At 37.3% G+C, this 19,240-nt stretch carries 20 protein-coding genes and 2 pseudogenes; 18 read left to right on the top strand and 4 right to left on the bottom strand.

All coding sequences use genetic code 11. From position 1 onward, the window contains the following. The first annotated feature begins 351 nt into the window (after window positions 1-351). The 4 genes from Xind_RS08150 to Xind_RS08135 all read left to right on the top strand — a co-directional run bounded on the left by Xind_RS08150 (window position 352) and on the right by Xind_RS08135 (window position 1,884). Window positions 352-522 carry a hypothetical protein gene (locus Xind_RS08150; RefSeq protein ID WP_169926702.1) on the top strand — a complete coding sequence of 57 codons (171 nt, stop codon included), beginning with the start codon at window positions 352-354 and terminating at the stop codon, window positions 520-522. A 65-nt stretch (window positions 523-587) separates the two neighbouring features. Continuing rightward, entirely contained in the window at window positions 588-857 is a 270-nt protein-coding gene (locus Xind_RS08145) for a helix-turn-helix domain-containing protein (RefSeq protein WP_187649824.1), read from the top strand. Between the two features lie 479 nt (window positions 858-1,336). Then, window positions 1,337-1,738: a structural protein gene (locus tag Xind_RS08140; protein ID WP_187649823.1), complete on the top strand. Its 402-nt coding sequence runs from the start codon at window positions 1,337-1,339 to the stop codon at window positions 1,736-1,738. Then, window positions 1,735-1,884, top strand: coding sequence for a hypothetical protein (locus Xind_RS08135; RefSeq protein ID WP_187649822.1), 150 nt, complete (start codon window positions 1,735-1,737; stop codon window positions 1,882-1,884). Before Xind_RS08140 ends, Xind_RS08135 begins: the two co-directional genes overlap by 4 nt. A 22-nt stretch (window positions 1,885-1,906) precedes the next feature. Here the strand turns inward: Xind_RS08135 and Xind_RS24045 are convergent. After that, window positions 1,907-2,284: pseudogene (locus tag Xind_RS24045) on the bottom strand (transposase domain-containing protein); the annotation flags it as partial. A gap of 46 nt (window positions 2,285-2,330) precedes the next feature. Between Xind_RS24045 and Xind_RS08120 the strand changes: the two are divergent. Next, window positions 2,331-2,507: a hypothetical protein gene (locus Xind_RS08120; protein ID WP_187649821.1), complete on the top strand. Its 177-nt coding sequence runs from the start codon at window positions 2,331-2,333 to the stop codon at window positions 2,505-2,507. Further along, a complete protein-coding gene (locus Xind_RS08115) occupies window positions 2,492-2,851 on the top strand; it encodes a DUF7079 family protein (RefSeq protein ID WP_187649820.1) in 360 nt (119 codons plus the stop codon). The genes Xind_RS08120 and Xind_RS08115 overlap by 16 nt, the downstream gene beginning before the upstream one ends. A gap of 219 nt (window positions 2,852-3,070) precedes the next feature. Here the strand turns inward: Xind_RS08115 and Xind_RS08110 are convergent, their stop codons facing one another. Further along, entirely contained in the window at window positions 3,071-3,910 is an 840-nt protein-coding gene (locus Xind_RS08110) for a DNA adenine methylase (RefSeq protein WP_187649819.1), read from the bottom strand. Between the two features lie 50 nt (window positions 3,911-3,960). Next, window positions 3,961-5,637: an ATP-dependent nuclease gene (locus Xind_RS08105; protein ID WP_187649818.1), complete on the bottom strand. Its 1,677-nt coding sequence runs from the start codon at window positions 5,635-5,637 to the stop codon at window positions 3,961-3,963. A gap of 1,094 nt (window positions 5,638-6,731) precedes the next feature. Here Xind_RS08105 and Xind_RS08100 point away from each other — a divergent pair. The 12 genes and pseudogenes from Xind_RS08100 (at window position 6,732) to Xind_RS08045 (ending at window position 18,267) form a co-directional block, all read left to right on the top strand. Continuing rightward, window positions 6,732-6,842: a phage integrase N-terminal domain-containing protein gene (locus Xind_RS08100; protein ID WP_231571565.1), complete on the top strand. Its 111-nt coding sequence runs from the start codon at window positions 6,732-6,734 to the stop codon at window positions 6,840-6,842. A 266-nt stretch (window positions 6,843-7,108) separates the two neighbouring features. Continuing rightward, window positions 7,109-7,198, top strand: a pseudogene (locus tag Xind_RS08095) (helix-turn-helix domain-containing protein); the annotation flags it as partial. A 279-nt stretch (window positions 7,199-7,477) separates the two neighbouring features. Further along, window positions 7,478-8,506 (top strand): radical SAM protein, encoded by a 1,029-nt coding sequence (locus Xind_RS08090; RefSeq protein WP_047685315.1) that lies wholly within the window; start codon window positions 7,478-7,480, stop codon window positions 8,504-8,506. A 4-nt stretch (window positions 8,507-8,510) separates the two neighbouring features. Further along, a complete protein-coding gene (locus Xind_RS08085) occupies window positions 8,511-9,854 on the top strand; it encodes an ATP-grasp domain-containing protein (RefSeq protein ID WP_187649817.1) in 1,344 nt (447 codons plus the stop codon). A gap of 106 nt (window positions 9,855-9,960) precedes the next feature. Further along, on the top strand, window positions 9,961-11,070 hold the full coding sequence (locus tag Xind_RS08080; RefSeq protein ID WP_187649816.1) for an MFS transporter: 1,110 nt from the start codon (window positions 9,961-9,963) through the stop codon (window positions 11,068-11,070). Between the two features lie 34 nt (window positions 11,071-11,104). After that, a complete protein-coding gene (locus tag Xind_RS08075) occupies window positions 11,105-12,253 on the top strand; it encodes a DegT/DnrJ/EryC1/StrS family aminotransferase (protein ID WP_047685324.1) in 1,149 nt (382 codons plus the stop codon). Beyond that, window positions 12,250-13,101, top strand: coding sequence for a hypothetical protein (locus Xind_RS08070; protein ID WP_047685327.1), 852 nt, complete (start codon window positions 12,250-12,252; stop codon window positions 13,099-13,101). The genes Xind_RS08075 and Xind_RS08070 overlap by 4 nt, the downstream gene beginning before the upstream one ends. Further along, on the top strand, window positions 13,091-14,470 hold the full coding sequence (locus Xind_RS08065; RefSeq protein ID WP_187649815.1) for a P-loop nucleotide/nucleoside kinase family protein: 1,380 nt from the start codon (window positions 13,091-13,093) through the stop codon (window positions 14,468-14,470). The genes Xind_RS08070 and Xind_RS08065 overlap by 11 nt, the downstream gene beginning before the upstream one ends. Window positions 14,471-14,523: 53 nt before the next feature. Next, on the top strand, window positions 14,524-15,345 hold the full coding sequence (locus Xind_RS08060) for a hypothetical protein (RefSeq protein WP_187649814.1): 822 nt from the start codon (window positions 14,524-14,526) through the stop codon (window positions 15,343-15,345). 1 nt (window position 15,346) lies between these two features. Further along, on the top strand, window positions 15,347-16,432 hold the full coding sequence (locus Xind_RS08055; protein WP_187649813.1) for a GNAT family N-acetyltransferase: 1,086 nt from the start codon (window positions 15,347-15,349) through the stop codon (window positions 16,430-16,432). A 9-nt stretch (window positions 16,433-16,441) separates the two neighbouring features. Continuing rightward, window positions 16,442-17,620: a hypothetical protein gene (locus Xind_RS08050; RefSeq protein WP_187649812.1), complete on the top strand. Its 1,179-nt coding sequence runs from the start codon at window positions 16,442-16,444 to the stop codon at window positions 17,618-17,620. Between the two features lie 119 nt (window positions 17,621-17,739). Then, window positions 17,740-18,267 carry a nucleoside 2-deoxyribosyltransferase gene (locus tag Xind_RS08045; RefSeq protein WP_231571568.1) on the top strand — a complete coding sequence of 176 codons (528 nt, stop codon included), beginning with the start codon at window positions 17,740-17,742 and terminating at the stop codon, window positions 18,265-18,267. A 150-nt stretch (window positions 18,268-18,417) separates the two neighbouring features. On the opposite strand, the gene Xind_RS08040 is transcribed toward Xind_RS08045, so the two are convergent. Then, a complete protein-coding gene (locus Xind_RS08040) occupies window positions 18,418-18,783 on the bottom strand; it encodes a LecA/PA-IL family lectin (RefSeq protein WP_047685339.1) in 366 nt (121 codons plus the stop codon). Window positions 18,784-19,240: the final 457 nt, after the last annotated feature.

Genomic DNA, 19,240 nt, shown 5'->3' with positions numbered 1-19,240 from the left:
TTAACCACGCAGTGAATCTGACACTGCTTTTTATAGATTGAAAAAGGAGAAATTGACGATATCGAGGCTGGCCTTTAGCCGGTGGGGATGACCTGTTAATACAGGCGGCAGTACTGTGTACTCAACCGATGCCCCGCAATACCTCAACTTGCGTTCACTCTGGCGCACAGATATCGATCAAGGGTAAGGCAGATATTTTTTGTTTTGTCCGAACTGTCGCGCGCCAGAGATCGCATGTTGTCAGGTATAAGTAAGAAAATTAATGAACTGAGTGATTAGGAAATTAAGCATTTGGATCACTGTTCGTTATATTGAGCGGGTTTATAGCCGTTCAACTTAGCAGTTCAGTTATTGAGTCTGCTAAAACAATCAGTTAAAGTATACCCGCCATTGGCACAATCCAATGGTCAAGGTTTTGCAGCCTTGCGTTCACAAACACTGGTAGGATGTTTCTGCCAGTGCGCTTGCTATCACCCTTTCAATGGTGATTCAGGCGGGGGAGGCTATGCCTCGCTGGTGTGAACCCAGTCTGCAAACCCTGTCTGAATCGCCACCATCAATGTTAATTAATGGAAGGGGTAGCAGGAATGAATAACAATGTTAAAAATGATTGGCATCAGGCCGATATTATTGCCGCATTACGTAAACGCGGTACAACTTTAGCGGCTGTTTCTCGTGAGTCGGGACTTAGTTCATCTACACTAGCAAACGCATTCAGTAGGCCTTGGCCTAAAGGCGAATGGATCATTGCTGATTATCTTGGCATCCATCCCTCAGAAATCTGGCCAAGTCGTTATTTCGATTTTCATACTGGAGAATTATTAGAAAGGAAAGCCCGCTCTAAACCACAGGAATAACCCGTTTTAATTTGTGATCTAGTTCGTAAAAATGATAAATGTTTGTATGAAGCCTTGAGCGTGAAATGGCATCCAAATTTGACCATTTCCAAATCTCATGGCTTTTTTGCTTTAACGTGATGATTAAAAAGTTATAAATCTAATTTCCACATAAAAACTATCAGACTTGATGTAGCAAAATAATGTGGGGGTACAACTGGGGGTATGTGACTTTTTTGATAAAATTAATTTATTAAATATTAATATGTTAACATGCCAGTGTTGCGCTCTCCTCAGCAGTGTGAAGGTATTTCCCCTGGTTGTAATGTTATATCAGGTTCGTCGCTGGTGGGTGTTACAGGGATTGAGAGATCATTGGACTGATGGCAGTTATTGCTAAACGAAATTCGCCAGAGTCAACGTAGCTGGCCTTATTTCAATTTTGAGATCCACTATCTATATATCAGTAAGTTAGCGCAATATGAGCGAGGGAAAATCTGATGAGCAGAGGCATTCGCAATAATAATCCCGGCAATATCGATCACAACCCGAAGAATCACTGGCAGGGTCAATTGCAGCATGATCCGAAGATTGAAAAGCGGTTCTGCCGATTTGAATCACCGGAATATGGTATTCGGGCACTGATGAAGTTGCTGTGTAATTACCATAAAGGCGGGCACAACAGTGTCTCTAAAATCATCAACCGCTACGCCCCAAACTCGGAAAATAACACCACTGCATATATTAACAGTGTTGCTAGGGCACTCAATGTAGGCCAGTTCGACAAGATTGAGATCAATAAACCGACGCTGATTGGACTATCAAAAGCCATTATCCGGCACGAGAACGGCAGGCAACCTTATTCTGAGGCAGCGTTTGAAAAAGCGTTTGAGTTGCTATGAAACTCAACAGTCAGATCTTCACTGTTGGTGCATGGGTATTTTTATCTACCTTGCTCTGTTTAACTTACTGGCAGTATCAGAAAAAAGTTAAAGATTACACGGAGCTGGATAAGAAGTATCAAGCACAGGTTACTGTATTAAAGTAAGCGCTCAATTAAACCGTGCAGTTCACATTATATCGCTGATGTTCACGTTCCACGGCAACAGGTCGTGCAGGGGATCACCAGATTGGCGTCTGGGGAGTTCTGTAAAAATATGCCGGAAGTAAAAATAAGGATTGATGTCATTGGCCCGGCAGGTCATCACCAGGCTGTACAGATTCGCACTGGCAAAGGCTCCGTCTGCCGACGTGGAAAACAGCCAATTCTTGCGTCCGGTGGTGAACGGGCGGATATCCCGCTCGGTGACATTATTGTCAATAATCACACCTTCGGGTCGCCCTTTTGATTCAAATACCATTATTAAGGCCTTTTTCGTCAATTCAGAATCTGGGGAGAGTGACATCGCCCAGCCAATGGGCTTACGCGCAAACAGATCGATAACGACCTAAACCTAAAGAAGCGGTCAAACAAGGTATACAAATTGGAATGGAGTGGCAGGTGGAAGTCTCGCTGGCTTAGCTGTAGCTCCATTATGTGGCCCTGGTGCTCCCGTTTGTGCTACTGCTGTAGTGTTATTGGGTAGCATAGCTGGAGATGTTGCTGGTTCGGTTGTTGCCGATGCTTTAGATGATGAAATAGAGGAGGTTATTCGTTGGGCAATCAACTGACAGATATAGATTTGTGTGAAGCGTTATCTTATGTTTTTGTAGATAATGAAATTGACTATGATTATATCGCTTCTGTAACAAAACATTTTCCGATTGAGCATGTTGAAATGGTCTTCTTCGAGTGGGTGGCTCCGGTGTGCTATACCAATGGTTATACTCCTGTACCTCCTGTATGGACTTTTTTTGATCGTGAACAGCTTTGGGAGGATATTCAGGATCTGCGGAGAAAACAGCTCTCAGGAGGTAATAAGATAAGAAGAGTAAAAGAAAATATTAGGGGGAGATTTTTACGTAAGTATCTTGAAAAGGAATGGCAATGTTTGAAGGGAAAGTTGAACGATTGACTTTATTTCTTTAAGTTTTTATATTTTATTAATTATCTAACATCCTTATGCTTTTTTATAATAACATAATTATGTTAAAAATTTTTATTGTATTATTTATTAAATATTAAAATATATTATGGGTTAAGTAGTGGATGATAGATAATAATAGGCTTCATACGATTTTTGGGTTTCTCATTAATCAATTACATATGAAGCCTTAGAATAAATAATTATGTTTTATGAGTCGGTATATGAAGGCAAGTTAAGTGTATCAGAATATATGATTACCTCTTTTCCTTTTGATTTACACTGAGCACTATAGTTCAATGTGTATTCATGTTGTCTAAAGCAATTATATATTTTTTTGATTTCATCATTATTATCATAAGATACGACCCATCTAAAATCTACATCTGATAATATATTCATAATTTTAACGTGATCGTCATGATTATAATAATTTCTGTACAACCCTTGTCCTTTAATATAATAAGGTGGATCTAAATAAACAATGGAGTTTCCGGTAAGTTCGGATTTTAACTTTATCAACAGGTCAGCAGCATCATCATTAGAAACCGTAATTGCGTCTCTAAAATTTCGTATTTTTTCTATTCTGGATAACAAATTAGTTTTATTGAATCTAGCATCCAATTTATAATTACCATTTTGGTTTTTTCCACCTATTACACCTCCTTTTAATATTCCAGAACGATTAGTTCTGTTTAAGAAGAAAGTAGCAAGACCTAACTCTAAAGTAGAGTATTCAACTGGTGATGCTAATATTTCTTTTTGTCTATGCCATGTTTCAATTGATACATCTATATTTTGAATAAAATCGATTAGTTCATCAGTGTTTTCAACTAACACTTTCCAGAAAGAATAAACAGCAATATCAGCATCATTTATATGAATGTGCGAAGCATAACCATTTATTAACAATGATAATGCAACCCCAGCTCCACCGGCGTATGGCTCGACATATTTGCACCTTTTAATCCCATTTATTTCAATAAGATTTTTAATATGGGGTGCTAACTTAGTTTTCCCCCCCGGATATCTAAGAGGACTATAATTCATATTATACCAGCCAAATATTTAACTAATTTCATATTATATAATCCTTTCATTTAATTTTCAATTTTAAAATCTAAATTCCACTCTCTTTTTTCAATCCCATTTGGAATGCAAACCTTGAAAAAAGATTTCTTTAAGTTATTAAAAAATAAACTAATAACATAATTATTTTCTTTATTTTGAAGCCAATGACGTATAACCAATCTAAAAAAAGCCGGATGTTTATTAAAGACAGCCTTATTTAAATTTCTTTCCTTGCCTTTTGATGATTTTTTTTCTTTGGTTAATTCATCTAATTCTTTTTTTATATTTAATATATCATGTCTTATATCATCTAAATATTTTTGTTTTGTATAACCTTGATTCATTATATATCGATTTTTCCAAAATGTAGTGTCATTAGTTAAATAAATATATTCTATGTAATCAAAAAACATTTTTTCAGGAGATTCATTACCAGGCAAAGTAATAGTGCACTTGTTTAAGTCAGCTTTTTTATCACCGTCAAGTATACAAATAGATTTTAGTGATGTCTCTAACAAATAAGGATCTGAAAATATTGTCAATAAATTATCAGCGCCAATTTTACAAGGAATTAAATGAAAAAAACGTCTCACCAATGCAAAGTTTTTATTTTTTTCTTCAAAATAAGAAAATATCTCATCAAGAAATAAACGTGCTTCTTCATCTTCTGTAAATATAGGAATTCTTTTTTTATTATATATGTCATCCCTTGTGTCATTTTTTAAATGCATCTTGATATCTATGATTGTGGGGCGTTCTATTTGATCAACATCAGTATAATTGTTTAGTAAATAAATAACATTTTGTTTTTGTTCTAACACATACTCTAATAATGATAAACTGTGTGTTGTTATAAAAACTTGTATTTTGTATTTTAATGAGTATTCATATATAATATCAAATAGTTTTTCTTGCAAGGATGGATGTAATGTTGCGTCAAATTCATCTATCAATAGAACACTAACACTACTGGTATTATTAACAGAGATTAATGAATCATGATAATATGCTAGTGATACTAAGGCCTTTAATATTATAAATAAATTATCTTCTCCAGAAGAAATAGTATTGGAATCTATTCCAATTGTAGAGCTGTTAAATTCAGGACCAGATTTTAAATTATTGACATTTTTAATTTTGACATCAGTAATGCTTATGTTTATTAATTTTCCATATAAATTTGATATAATATTAACATATTCATCGGGTAGATTATGTTTAATGTTTTTAATGAATTCATCATCAACTTCTCCCGTGGGAAGAAGTCTTGATAGCCCTAGATAGATGACTGGGCATGATGGAAGGGATTGTTTATCTTCTTTTTTATAATACGGTTTTATACCATACCTGTTAGCTATTTTTGAATTATGCTTTCTAAATTTTAACTTTAGCTCGTTATTATATTCTACTTCAAAAAGATTACCTTTAACTCCATTGGATGGATCAACATAATTTTTAGCCTCACGAACTAGTGATTCTATTTTTGGATTTAAAATGACATTTGTATTTTTAATTATTTTAAAACAGTTTGGATTTGAGTAGTTTTCAGAGCTAGCAGTAGGTGCTTTAACTGAATTACTTATGATATGTAACAATGATGTTTTACATGTTCCATTGGTTCCAGAAATCACATTTATACTAGGATCGAAACTAAACTTTAAGTTTTCAATTTTACGGTACTTATGGATTTCTATTTCCTTTATCATTTTTTAATCTCTACCTAAAGTAAATTAATATTTAATAATGTGACATCAATAAAATGTAAATGAATTTTAATATAAAAAAATACAAAAATAAATAGGTTTTAGGTATGAAATTTATGATGTAATAATGAGATAAAAATTAGATATACTTCTTGGGTTATTAAAAGCTTGCTAATCCATAGGATGAATATCATAAATACTACTTATCAAGTTCAAAATATGATGTGATTAAGATAACAGATTTATTATTTGCTAGTATTTAATACAATACAGATATTACACTTTTAACAAAGTAATATGGTTATGATGGTGCCATTCATCTTTAATTGAAGTAATAACAATGAAAATTATATTATCATGGATGTAATGATAATGGTGAAGAAAAGTTTTCCAAATTAGAGCAGATTATAAATCTGATGAATAAATCACGATTTTTAATTGCTATAATTAAAAAGATTCGTTAGTCTGAACAAATCTACTCACTATCATAGATGGTCACATAGCTGTAATGGCTAAACAACATAAATCCTATTTCCTTTATCTTCAATGAACAACAGGATGACTTTGCATATCCGATTCACACTTATCACGATCACTGTTTGAAATATTCAGCGAGCAATCTTTCTACACAAAAACAATTAATTCATTACTACAATTTTACACTTAATCTTACGGCGTTTTGCTGTGCCTGAGCACTTCAACGTTTGCACAACTTTTACTGATTGTTCACGGAACTCAAGGCGTCACTTTTAGTAGGTTTACCGCTGAAAATGACGCCGCAGCAAAAGGGCAACACATCCCTGATAGGCTCTGGCCTAGTTAACCACACAGTGAATCTGACACTGTATTTTATAGATTGAAAAAGTATCAAAAGGAGAACTTGACGATATCGAGGCTGGCTTTTAGCCGGTGGGGATGATCTGTTCATACAGGCGGCAGTACCGCGTACTCAACCGATACCCCGCAATACCTCAACTTGCGTTCACTCTGGCGCACAGATATCGATCAAGGGCAAGGCAGACATTTTTTGTTTTGTCTGAACTGTCGCGCGCCAGAGATTGCATGTTGTCAGGTATTAAATAGAGAAAGCCAATGAGTTGATTGAAGAATTAAAGTTTTCTGCCCGACAGATTGGCGGTAGCCATAAAACCTACCATGACCGTATTCGGAATATTGGCCGTTATGTCGACTGGGTTTATAATCGTTAAACTTAGTCGTCCAGTTATTCATTCATATAAAACAATAAGTTAAATTTCACTCTCGCCATTAGCAAAATCTAGTGGTCAGGGTTTAGCAGCCTTGAATTAACGTCCACATTGGTAGGAAATTTCTACCAGTGTGCTTGCTATCACCCTTTCAATAGTGGTTCAGGCAGGGAGGGGAGGCTTTGGCCTCGCCGGTTGGACGTTACCGGTACTGTGAACTCTGTCTGGATTACCACCATCAATATTAGTTAATGGAAGGGATAGCAGGAATGAATAACAACGTTAAAAATGACTGGCATCAAGTCGACATTATTGCTGCATTGCGTAAACATGGTACAACCTTAAATGAGAATGGGCTTTGATTATTTGATATAAATGATTGTTTCCCCAATGATTTAATAAACACTATTAAAAAACCACCATCAAATAAATAATATAAATAAATATTTCATCAGTTTTCAATAAAAATTGATATTTGCTAATATTAATATCATAAGCATTTGTTTTTGATATTGATTATATAAGAAAATTCTGTAGAGTCTCAAACCTGTAAAAAACAACAACCAATTATATTTATTTTTCATATTATTAATAGTGATTATTATCACTTTTGAATTTATAAACAAGTGGAAAATCATATGGAAGAGCTAATTGCCATAGCTAAATACCCTATTGGCCTGGATCCGGAAAAGCTTTTTGCCATGCCTAAACTTAACTATGCATTTATACGCATAAATAATATTTGCAATGCGCGTTGCGAATTTTGCGATGTATGGCAAACCGCTCAGATTGATGCACACAAACAAATAGACATGATTAGACTCTGGCAAGAGTTAGAGGCTCTCTCTCCACAGGAAGTAAATATTCATGGAGGAGAAGCTTTCTTATCAAAAGATTTTCTGGCTATTTTGGATTGTAATAAAAATACACCGATCTCTATTACAACCAATGGAACTGCTTTATCAAAAAAGATTTTCAATCGTGTACAAAACAAGAGCCATCTAGTCAGAAAATTTTATATCTCAATTGACCATGTAGAACCTGAAAAAAATGGCGAGTCACGAGGCATTCGTTGGTTAACAAACAATCTTTATGATGCCATGGAATATATTAAGCAGGAAATACCAGGCTCTATTATTATCGTCAATCATGTCGTTACTTCATTAAATTACGATACTATCGATAAGTTTCTGCTTAAAATGGCCGAACTGAGCGTTGATGGTGTTAATCTTATTCCGATTAAAGATTATCCTTTACTGTTTTTAAATAGTGCTCAAATTAAGTTATTTATGCAGAAAATAAATACTCTATTGGAAAGCAAACAGATTTCACGCCATTTATTTATGGATGCCAATTATGAAATTTTCGGCCGCAATGAGGAGGATTATTGCCGCGCTGAAATGGGACATTATAATGCGTCTGGCAAAAAAGCATGTGCCATTCCATTGACAACACTATTTATCGATGCTGTAACAGGAAATGTCTATCCTTGCGATACCACGATGTATCGACCAAACCCTGAGCAATATATTATGGGGAATGTTTTGGAAAGTTCATTACACGATATTTGGCATGGTGATAAATTCTCACTCTTCCGTAAAAAAATGTATCCCGTAATCACTTGTAACTGTATTAAAGGCTGTGATCCTGCCAATAGATTAAGGTAAAACTATGTCTCTAGAAATACATATCAATAATCAGGCTAGTTTTCATCGCGGGAAGCCGACTATTTTCTGTATGCCAGATATCAAAGATAGTGAGCGCTTTGTTCAACTCTGCTATCAATATAATTTAAATCTTATTCTATTGATCAAGAAAAAGTGGCTGGATTCAACGGATTTCTCTTTAGCATTGGCATATTTGGTGGTTGATGATCCGTTAGCTAACCACGCCTGTAAAAAAATAACAGCAGCACTGAAACAGGTCAAAGGCACACTATCAATTATCACAGCCCCAATTCACATCAATTACTTTATCGCTTTTTCTGAGCTTCATGTTGAATTAATGGCCTCCATCGCAACCCATATTAACCAAGATAACCACATCATTGATGTCGCCCAATCATTTAGAGATAAATGGATAATGCGGAAGACTGCCAATGAACATGGGCTGTTTTGTCCCAAATTCACTCTGGCATCAGAGATGCTAAGCTCACCTGAGCATTTCGAGCGCTTTACTGAATCCGTTGAGAATTCTGCCAAACACAAAGGCAACCAGGTTGGTTTTATTATAAAGCCCCGTTCATTTTGGGGATCGATGGGGGTGACCGAGCATTCAGACCGCACTTCCTTATTTTATGCATTACAGCAACTTGATACACCTGAAGAGTATCTAGTGGAAGAAAAAATCCAGGGCAGGTTACTGCATGTTGATACAGCAGTATTCCAGCATAAGATTATCTATCAAAGCATTGGAGTTTATGCCTGTTCATTACTCCCTTCCGATCAAACCAAACCTAGCCATTTTATGTGGCATACCATGCTGCCAGGCTCCCCAGATAGCCACAGGTTGTTTGAATTTAATCGACGGGTATTGCAGGCATTCAATCTCGAATACGGTTTCACTCATACTGAAATTTTCATCGAAGAAAATACCGATAATCTCATACTTTGTGAAACCGCATCACGCCCACCAGGGCTCAGGCTATTCGAGCTTCATGCGAAGGCCTATGGTAAGCATGCTTTTGATGTCTTTATTAATGCATTAATTTCCCCTGCTTCGGCTTGCAAAGAGCCCTCTTTTTCCATGAAGAACGATGAGCTTAATTGCATTGGTATGATCATTTTTAACCCACCGATTGGAGAAGTAAAATCCATAACGCCTATAGAAGAAATTATTGATGAGCATGTGATTGAATGGGAGCAAAATGCCAAGATTGGCAGTTATTTTTCCAGCACCCATTACACTGAAAAAATGGGATATGTGATTTGCTCTGCCAAAAATGAACATGAATGCATGAAATATTTAAACAATTATAATAATAAATTCAATTATACAACCATAAAACAAGATTAATACAATGATAAGATATCTGTTTCTTTTTTCTTTATTTATTAATGGCGTTGGCTCAAGTGTTCTTGCCGTCGGATATCCCTATATATTATTATCTGAGAATACGCCAATGACATACTATTATGCCAATATGGGAGTCATATTTTTATTTACATCCATTGGCGCTTTGTTATGGGGATATAAAATTGACTATTCATCAGACATCTGGAAATTTCGTATTGTTATATTATTGATTGAAATTTTTAGTACATTGTTATTATTAATATTATTACTAAGCGGAATAGCATTCTCCCCTGTTATGTTGCTTTTATTTATTTCATTACTGGAGTTTCTTTTTGCCTATGAAATTCCATGGTCACGTGTTGCCTGGCATGAACTTAATGACTGGATAGAGCAACAGGGTGGTAAACATTTGAATGTCTCGCTCTATATTGTTATTGCAACATCGCTTATTTCAGCTCTTGGCCCTGGATTTGGCGCTCTACTGGGAATTACTCAAGGAATAGATACGATTGTGACTATCAAATTATTCTCTCTGTTACCTTATTTTTATATCTGCTATCTTATGATAAAAATGCAAATAAAACGGACAGCAGAGCATAAATCTCAGTTATCCATTGGGTTACGTTCTGTATTTCAACAGAGCTATTATAAGACATTTGCTATTACTATTGTTTTTACAATTCTTGCCAATGCGTTTTTGATGGTGGCACTTCCTGTTGTTGTGATGGAAAGTCTGGCAAATGAAAGTTATGGATTGGTCACCCTGTTCTATTTACTCAGTGCCCTGATCCCCATTTTCTGTACAACATTACTCAATAAAACCAGCGTTGATAACCGTATCCAACGTTACCCCATTTTAATATTTATTGGTATGTTTATATTTGGTATTCTGTTTTTTCAGCTAAACATGTTTTATGCAAAATCCTTTTTCTATTTACTCTATAATATTGCAATAATTTATTTCAATGTCTTAATTACCAAGACCATTTATCAAAAGGGATTAGAAATGCAACAAGGTCGTCTGTTTTCTTTATATCAGATCACAATGAATTTTTCATTCCCAATCGCTGCAATCATCGTATCCATTGCTCCTGACTCCACACAATCTTTTTTACCTGTGGTCGGTTTCTCTATACTTTTACTGGTTGCAATAGCTGTTTATTTAATAATTCAAATGAATAAAGTATCTGCTCCGGTTCATCATTGGCACAGGTGATATTAATAAAAATATTGATTATTAGGATTATAATATGTCATATCTTAGACCTTACCTCGGTAATACCAAGATTGCTGATAATATACAATTCCGCTTACAAACTGTTCTTGATAATAAAGCGGTGTTTAGATATGCGACAGAGAGCCAATATTGCCGTCAGGCAGAAAGGTTGTTACAAAATATTCTGCATACCCAATTTGCCATTCTACTGACAAATGGTACTGTCGCGCTCAAAGCTGCTTTGCTTGGACTCAGGCCCAAAATAGGGCAATGGGTTCTTATTCCTTCCATCTCATTTATCGCTACTGCCAATGCCGCGCTCAGTTGTGGATTAATCCCTGTTCTCGTTGATGTTGATGACAATGGCATGATGTGTCCAGAGGCATTAAACAAGACGTTAAATCAAATGGATACCAAACCTCTGGCAGTCATTGCCGTTCACCTGGAAGGTACTGCTGCTTCAATTGCTGAAATCGCCCAAATTTGCCAACAACATAATGTGTATCTGATTGAAGACTGTGCACAAGCTATGGGGGTGAAATATCAAAATCAGCCTGTGGGCACATTTGGCGAATATGGCGCTTTCAGTTTTCAGGCCAATAAATTAATCAGTAGCGGTGAAGGGGGTTTACTCATTGCCAAAAATAATTCTTTGTTCATCAATGCCTGCATGATGACTGACCACGGTGCTGAGCGTACAGCAGAGGGTTACCCAGATTGGAGTCATAGTATTGGTTTTGGTGACAATAATAAATTCAATGAAATACAAGCTGCATTGCTGATTAACCAACTGGAAAATATCGAACTGTTCCGCGCCTTATTAATAGAGCGTTATCAAGAAATCCTGAAACATTTACCCGCAGATTGGATCACCCCACGCCCGAAGGGGACGATGCCCGTTTCTGTCTGGTTAAAACGCAGCAAATTGCCCAAAGATCGCTTCAATTCAACACTGTTATATGATTGGCAAGCCTGGGATCTGGCTAACCACCCGATTATCAAAAATCAGCTTTCTCCCTACTCTGACCGTTTCCCTTGGTCTCTGCAAGAAAGTCCACTCTCTGTATCCGCATTAGAGAAACACAAAGTCATCGTCAGTGACCGTATTTGCCTGCCTGTACCTATTGATGATGCGATTTACGGAAATGTCTTACAGTGGGCTATGGAAGGAAACGTGTCATGATGTTAGACAATAACTTTTTCACTCAGATCAACGGAAATAACCAGCCTGTCCAATATGTATTGGGAGGCTCTTGCATCTGTTACGCAAAAGGTGTGCCTGCCCGGCTTTCACTACAAGATTTGATCGATTCTGTGCTGCCAACAATTATCGCTTCACAGCACAATGCTTCTGTTTATCTCTATTTTCAATCTCATGAAGCAATCATGATGGCCGACTTGTTACATTTTGATCCGCAACAAGCTAACCACAAAACAATGAGAGAGTGGTTAGAAGCCGGCATTGTTTATACTTTGGAGCAGCTTGGCATCCCTTTACCCCCAATCTATTGGGTGGATACCTGCGAAGATAAGATCCGACAGCATATTGATCTGTTGGTTCCCGATATCAAAACGGTGTTACCAACTTCAATGCTATATGGTCTCTACGCCAAAAAACCGGATGCTACTTATCCGCAGGGAACAGATGAAGAACAGATGATGTTGGATGTGTATTACCGCAACATTACCCTCTATACACCCGAATTCCTCAGCACAGTGCTTGAAATTCCTCCAGAACAAGCACTGTTTGTGGAAAATACCACGCAACAAAAAGCAATCCAGATTTACTATCATGCGACTGGGCAGAATTGCAATATATTGCTTTATACCCCGGCACCAAATACACAAGGAAAGGAAATGTGTTTGGGTAATAGCAATCATAAAATCGAGTTACGCCTCACCGCAAAACAGATTATGCATCGTGCCGCTAAAATTGGTCATGACGATTACTATCAAACCGTCTTTAACCTGCATTCTATTGTAGATATCATGCGAGGCTGGCAATTAAAGGTATTAGGCAATGAAGCATAAAACTGTTGTTGTCATTAGGGGAACACCGGCAAGTGGTAAATCCACAGCGTGCAACTGTCTGAAAGATGCCATGCTGGCGCAGGGGCTAACCGTCTCCTATTTACCCTGGGATACTTTTCATCATTTTGTTGAACCAAGAACATACCTTACGCAAAAAATCATCATGGAAGATACTTTGCGGTTGTTAAAGGTTGCTGATGATTGTCTTGATGCAGGTAGTGACTTGATCATTCTGGATGGCGTATTTATTTATCCTGAAGAAATTGATGCTATCCATTCCCTATTGGCGCGAAAAGGTGTTCGAATTCTGTATTATCGGCTCGTTGCGCAGGAACCAACGCTGGTTACCCGTAATCAGGAGCGAGCGATAGAAGATCGTTTACCCGATTCCCGTATCAGAGAAGTCGCCCAGGATCGTTTATGGGATAACAATATCCCGCATGAAACGTTGCTTGATAGCGCGAAATATTCTCCAGACAGTATTGTGGCTCTGATAAGCCAAGCAATTATGCAACAATCTGCACCAATTGCCCTTTTTACCAATCCAACCACATCTCATTTATGGCGTTTAGGTACAGCATTGCGTTACCCTGAATTCAGACGTTTTGAACATGTTGATCTGGTTTGGCAAGAAGGCCAGCAACAGTGGCAAAGCAATACTTTTTTCGATTTCACTTTTACGCCTCAAGAAGAAAAAGAATTGCTCTCTTTTTTAAAGCAGCAACCTGTTTTATTTAAGTATTTGAACGAAAAATCCCGCGTTTATTCCTACCTGTGTGATTTAGCGCAACGACACGGTTTACGATGTTATGCAGAAAGTAAATGGTCAGCTCCCATTGTCAACATACCTCCTAAGACAAGGGTGGCTAATTTTTTGATCCAGCACTCAACACGATTAAAACGCAGCCTTAAGAAGGCACACTCTTACTATACCACCACACGTTACAGTACTTCGGCTCAAACTGAACAATTGTGGCAAGATGCGCTGTATGTAGATGCGAAAGGCTGGAAAATCATTCAACAGAGTGATATGCGCAGCCTGAATCGTGAAGACCTCCAATATCTTCCTGGACTGTTATCCAAAAGTAACCAATATCATCTGGCAGTCACTTATGACGATAACGGTACGCCTGGAGCTTGGTCTTTGATGATAAACAACGGTGCAGGTCAATGGTATGCCGCTAAATGGGGTTGTAGTTATCAGGGTAGAGAAAAATTGATGGGAATCCATTGCCTGATTAGTCATCTGGAAACGCTCTATTGCCCTTATACTGGCCTTCAACTTGATCTATGGGGCAGAGAGAATGAATTCTATGACCAGTTAGCCAATGAATATATTGAGCGTCTTCATCTCAGGATAACACCATGATATCTCACCATAAGCTACTATCTTTGCAAGGTATACAATCTCAGCAAGATATCATGTCTTTGGACAATATCATGAGCTATGGCTGTTCAGTACGAGGCTTTTTCCGCGCAGATCTACAAGCCGTGGCGGCTCAAGGTTATTGCCTGATGCCAGAGTGGATATGTCAAAGCATGGTTGAATCCGTTTACGCAGCCAATTGGCAGCCACTCTTCTATCCTGTTTTACCGCCAAAGCAAGCCAGCATGATTTTGCAAGCGGATTTCCAGGCTATGATGGAAATGCTAAGCCCTCTTCCACAACCCTGTGCCATTCTTCTCGCCCATCCTTTAGGTTATATCGATCCAGGATGCATGGAATTTTTGCGAGAAATGCAAAACAACCACAATATCCATGTATTTCTCGATCTTTCTCAGGGATATGGAAGAAAGGATTGTTTACAGGAGCTCCTGCATGTTCATGCCGCTTATTATTCTTTTAACGGCAATAAACTTATCCGTACCGGTGGAGCATTACGCCTTTGCCTAACAAACAGAGAGCATATTCCTTCTTCTGTCAGAAATATTTTTACTACCTTTTATACCGCAGCCGAAGAAAAATTCGTGGTATTAAGAGAGCATCTACAATCTCGCTTTATTGAAGATGAGGTTCACAATGTCTCACTGTATGCTTCTTACCAATCAAGCCCCTATCGTACGGTATTAAATTGGGAGAAATGTTCTCCCTCCCTGCAAACATTACTTAAACATCAGGGACTAGTTCAGCCGTTACTTGCTAATCCTCGACAAGAAAAAGGGCATTGCAGCTTAAATTACCATCAATGGTGTGAGAAAGTTATGTTGATGTTTAGTTTACCGAGAGTTGAATGGAGTCAGTAAAATGTTAGAACTCAAACAAGTTACGCCTCAATCTCCCTTGTGGAATTCATTTCTTCATCTTTATGGCGAATATTTTCAACGCCATTGGCCAGAAGTCTTTGGGGATCAGTCAGAAGAGGCTATTGCAAAGGAAAACCATACTATCCTTGAACAACGCATCCTACAAGGTGACAGAGGGCTGTTTTTGTTGCTAAAGGCCGGGCAATTGGCGGGATTAGCCAATGTGTATCTTGAACGGGAAGAAAAAGTGACCCTGAATATTGCTGAATTTTATATCAGGGATGAATCCCAACGCCAGAAACTGGGTTATGGATTATGGCATGCCATGTTGCAATGGGGACGTCGCCACGGTGCTACACATGTCCATCTGGAGACAGATGCAGGCAAAAATGCCAACTTTTTTTGGCAATCTCATGGGCTTGCAAGCCATCAAGTAGATGGACGCATACACTACAATGGCCCTATAACCCCCCTAAAGATACTATGGATCAGACATGGGCAAATTATCCCGCTTGATCATTTAGATTACTGCCCTGAAGATAATTTGATCGCCCTTGATGCCACGTCAATCAAACAGGCTGAAGACATTGGCAGACGAATATTGGGGAAACTTCCTTGGCAAAATATTTATACCTCACCTCAACGTCGGGCACTTGAAACAGCCAAAGCACTCAGCTCAGCATATCAATCGTGTTCAATACAAGAAACTGATGCACTTTGTGAATTTTTTCCAGAAGAGCTTATTGGCATGAAACTGGCTGATATTCCGCATCGCTATGGTGAAGATTATGCTTATCGGTTACTGCATACCCCCCTCGATTCACCTTTCAAAGATTCAGAACAGGTAATGGACGCGGCTGATAGAATTTATCGTTTTATTACGCAAATTGGCGATGAACTCTCAATGTCTTCTATGCGGATTATTATCTCCCATCAAAATTTGCACAATATTTTCTTAGCCCATTTAATGACAAATGATCTCAATCTTTCTGGACGATTGCATCTTAATAATCTCCATGGCAGTACTTTTTTATATTGTCCTTATACAAAACAATTTGATATAGAAAATGTAAATATTCCTTTGTGAGATAGCAATATGTTTAAAAAAACTCCATATATTATTTTTGACGCAGAGCCATTCTGTTTTGGCCCAATCTCCACCACATTAAATGTGGTGGAGAAATTAAAGCGTCGAAATAAATTAATACCGGACATCCAATTTATTTTATTAGGCACACTTACCTCTTCTCAATTAGGTGAAAAGTCTGGTCTTTTTGATGCAATTTATGAATGTGATACCACTTCGGTTACAGCGCTTTCAAGCTATTCTGAACTTATTTCAGGTGCAAGTTTGTATATCATTAACACCAACATTAACTCGATTGATTTTATCTCAAAGTTTAATATACCAATTATCTATATCGACACACTATTTTGGATGTGGAATAATCTTCATGTCGATCTGCACAAAACTGAAAAAACATTTATTCAGGATTTTCATGGAATAGAACACAACATTGAACGATTTCATGATAAGCTGGGTAATTATCAAGTTATTCCACCCATTCTTCACAGTTCTCTGCAACAATGCATGGTGGATGACCATCCTCCAGAAGGTATATTAATTACTCTTGGTGGCATTGATACAGTCTATGCCGACACAACAAATTTTTATTATCATTTTCTCGAAGAGTTATTATCTATTCCCTGTATGCAAAATGAAACCAATATTACTATTGCAGGCGGGGGGAAGACCATCATAAATCTGGCAGAAATGTTTGCCAAAACGCATCCTCATATTCATATTGGCTGTTTTGCCAGGCATGATTTTTTGCAAAAATTACACCGTGCTCGTAAGATATTAGCCAATCCGGGTTTAACAACATTTTATGAATGTATCTCTCTCAATAAAGATGTTTTTTTCTTACCGCCACAAAACTATAGTCAACAGTTACAATTAGACGTGTATCTGCAAAACTATTATGGTGATGAGTACGGTTTCTTATGGCAACCGGAATATGGTTATCCTGATATTCCCCCATACCTACCAGAGAAAGATGGATTAGCATTAATTAAAAAATGTAATAACTTATTTATCAATAACCCTACAGAAAGAAAACGTGCCATGAATAAGATAAATCAATTTCTTGAAAAAGAGAAAAGCAACACTCATTCTTATCATAATATTTTCCAAAACGATTCAGATGATATCATTGCCGATTATATTGAAAATAGGATGCCCAGTGGAAATCGGCAATGTAAAACTATAATTTAAAGATAATACAGCAATGAAAAATATAATTCATTCAAAACATAATTATTTGATATCTTTATAAATAATTTATTATCATCTATGCATAAATATGAAAGCTTATTTCGGTAAGAGGCGACCCTATGTCTATGATATTTTCTGATGTTAAAGTATTTGTTGGTGGTCCTATTCAACACGCATTGAAATTAAGGGTGTTAGACAATAATTTACAAGTTCACATTAAATCTGCTATTCACCATCTGGAATCACTAGGTGCAGAAGTTTTTTCAGCTCATCGTACAGAGCAATTTGGCGGAACAACACACTTATTTACTCCAGAGGAAGTTTCTCAGCGGGATCGCCAATGGATGGAACAATGCGACATTTTTGTTGCCATTTTACCTGTCTGCTCACAACAGAAACAACTAATAAGAACGGATGGTACTCATATTGAGTTGGGTTGGGCTTCCGCCTTAAAACGTCCTATCGTATTAGTTACCGAAAAACCCTTTGATAACTCTGCCAGCCATCTACTAAAAGGTCTGTCTGCTATTGCTCAAGTTTATCATGTCCCTCTGAATGATTTTGAACATGAGCCGGCTGTATTAAGCCATACCATTCGGTCTATAGTAGAAAAGAAAGTTACCCCAAAAACCTCAGCCGTCGCATGAAATTAGGAGATAGTAGGGAGGTGGGCTCTGATGGATTGGTTAAAGCAATAAAAAAGATTATTTTTGTTGATGTTGTATTAATATATTGTTATTGATGGATGGCTTATATAATAAACCCGCAGAAAGCTGCGGGTTAGGTATTGAGATTATTTATTTCCTTTCTTCGAGAGGAGAATAACGTGACTCTATTTTAACGTTGACATAAAAGTCACCGGAATTATCTTCATAATGGGGATCAAAAAATAAAAGAATTAATTCACCATCTGTGGGAACTGTCCTGTGGAGTACACCATTGCCAATTTCATAGGTCTTATCGCCAATTTTTGCAATTAAAGCACCACCTGGACGATTAGGAGGACTTCCTTGAGGTGCAGACCACGGATTCGGACGGTTGTCATTGGCAAATTTCACCCATCCTGAAGCAATGATAGATATTACATCTCCTTTTTGGAGCACAAGCCCTGTCGGTTGACCTTGCGCCAGTTTGCCGGGAACAGTTCCAGACCAATCGTACATAGTATTACCTCCAATTATGTTTTTATAACTTTATGAAGGCGGTGGGAGACTTCTCCGCCTGTGAACATCAATAAGCTGGTTCATCAATACTGGAGAGTGTTTCTTGGGTTAGGGTGACACAAAATGGATGATCGGACATCAACAAAATCCATTCCCATTGGTGATAAAATTTGGTAAAGACGCTTCCTTTTCGTCTTTTAACTTATTGATTTATTTTGTTAAATTGTCCATTTTTACTCACTAAATTTTTATGTGTATACCAATCTAACTTCAAGATGCGTATGATTTCTCCCCGCGAAGCGGGGAGAAATCAAGTTTCATATAGTGTTGTAGATTGCAACTTGAAGTTTAATGCGTATAAATAAGCTTTCAAAATAGTAGATCACTTGGAGGGAACTCAGTCCAATTTTTGCGATCTGATTAATCGCCAAATCAAAAAAATCCCAAAATGGACTGA

This window comes from Xenorhabdus indica, assembly GCF_014467235.1.
Classification (GTDB): Bacteria; Pseudomonadota; Gammaproteobacteria; order Enterobacterales; family Enterobacteriaceae; genus Xenorhabdus; species Xenorhabdus indica.
Note: the sequence above shows the minus strand (reverse complement) of the source record. Positions and strands in the feature narration are given on the sequence as shown.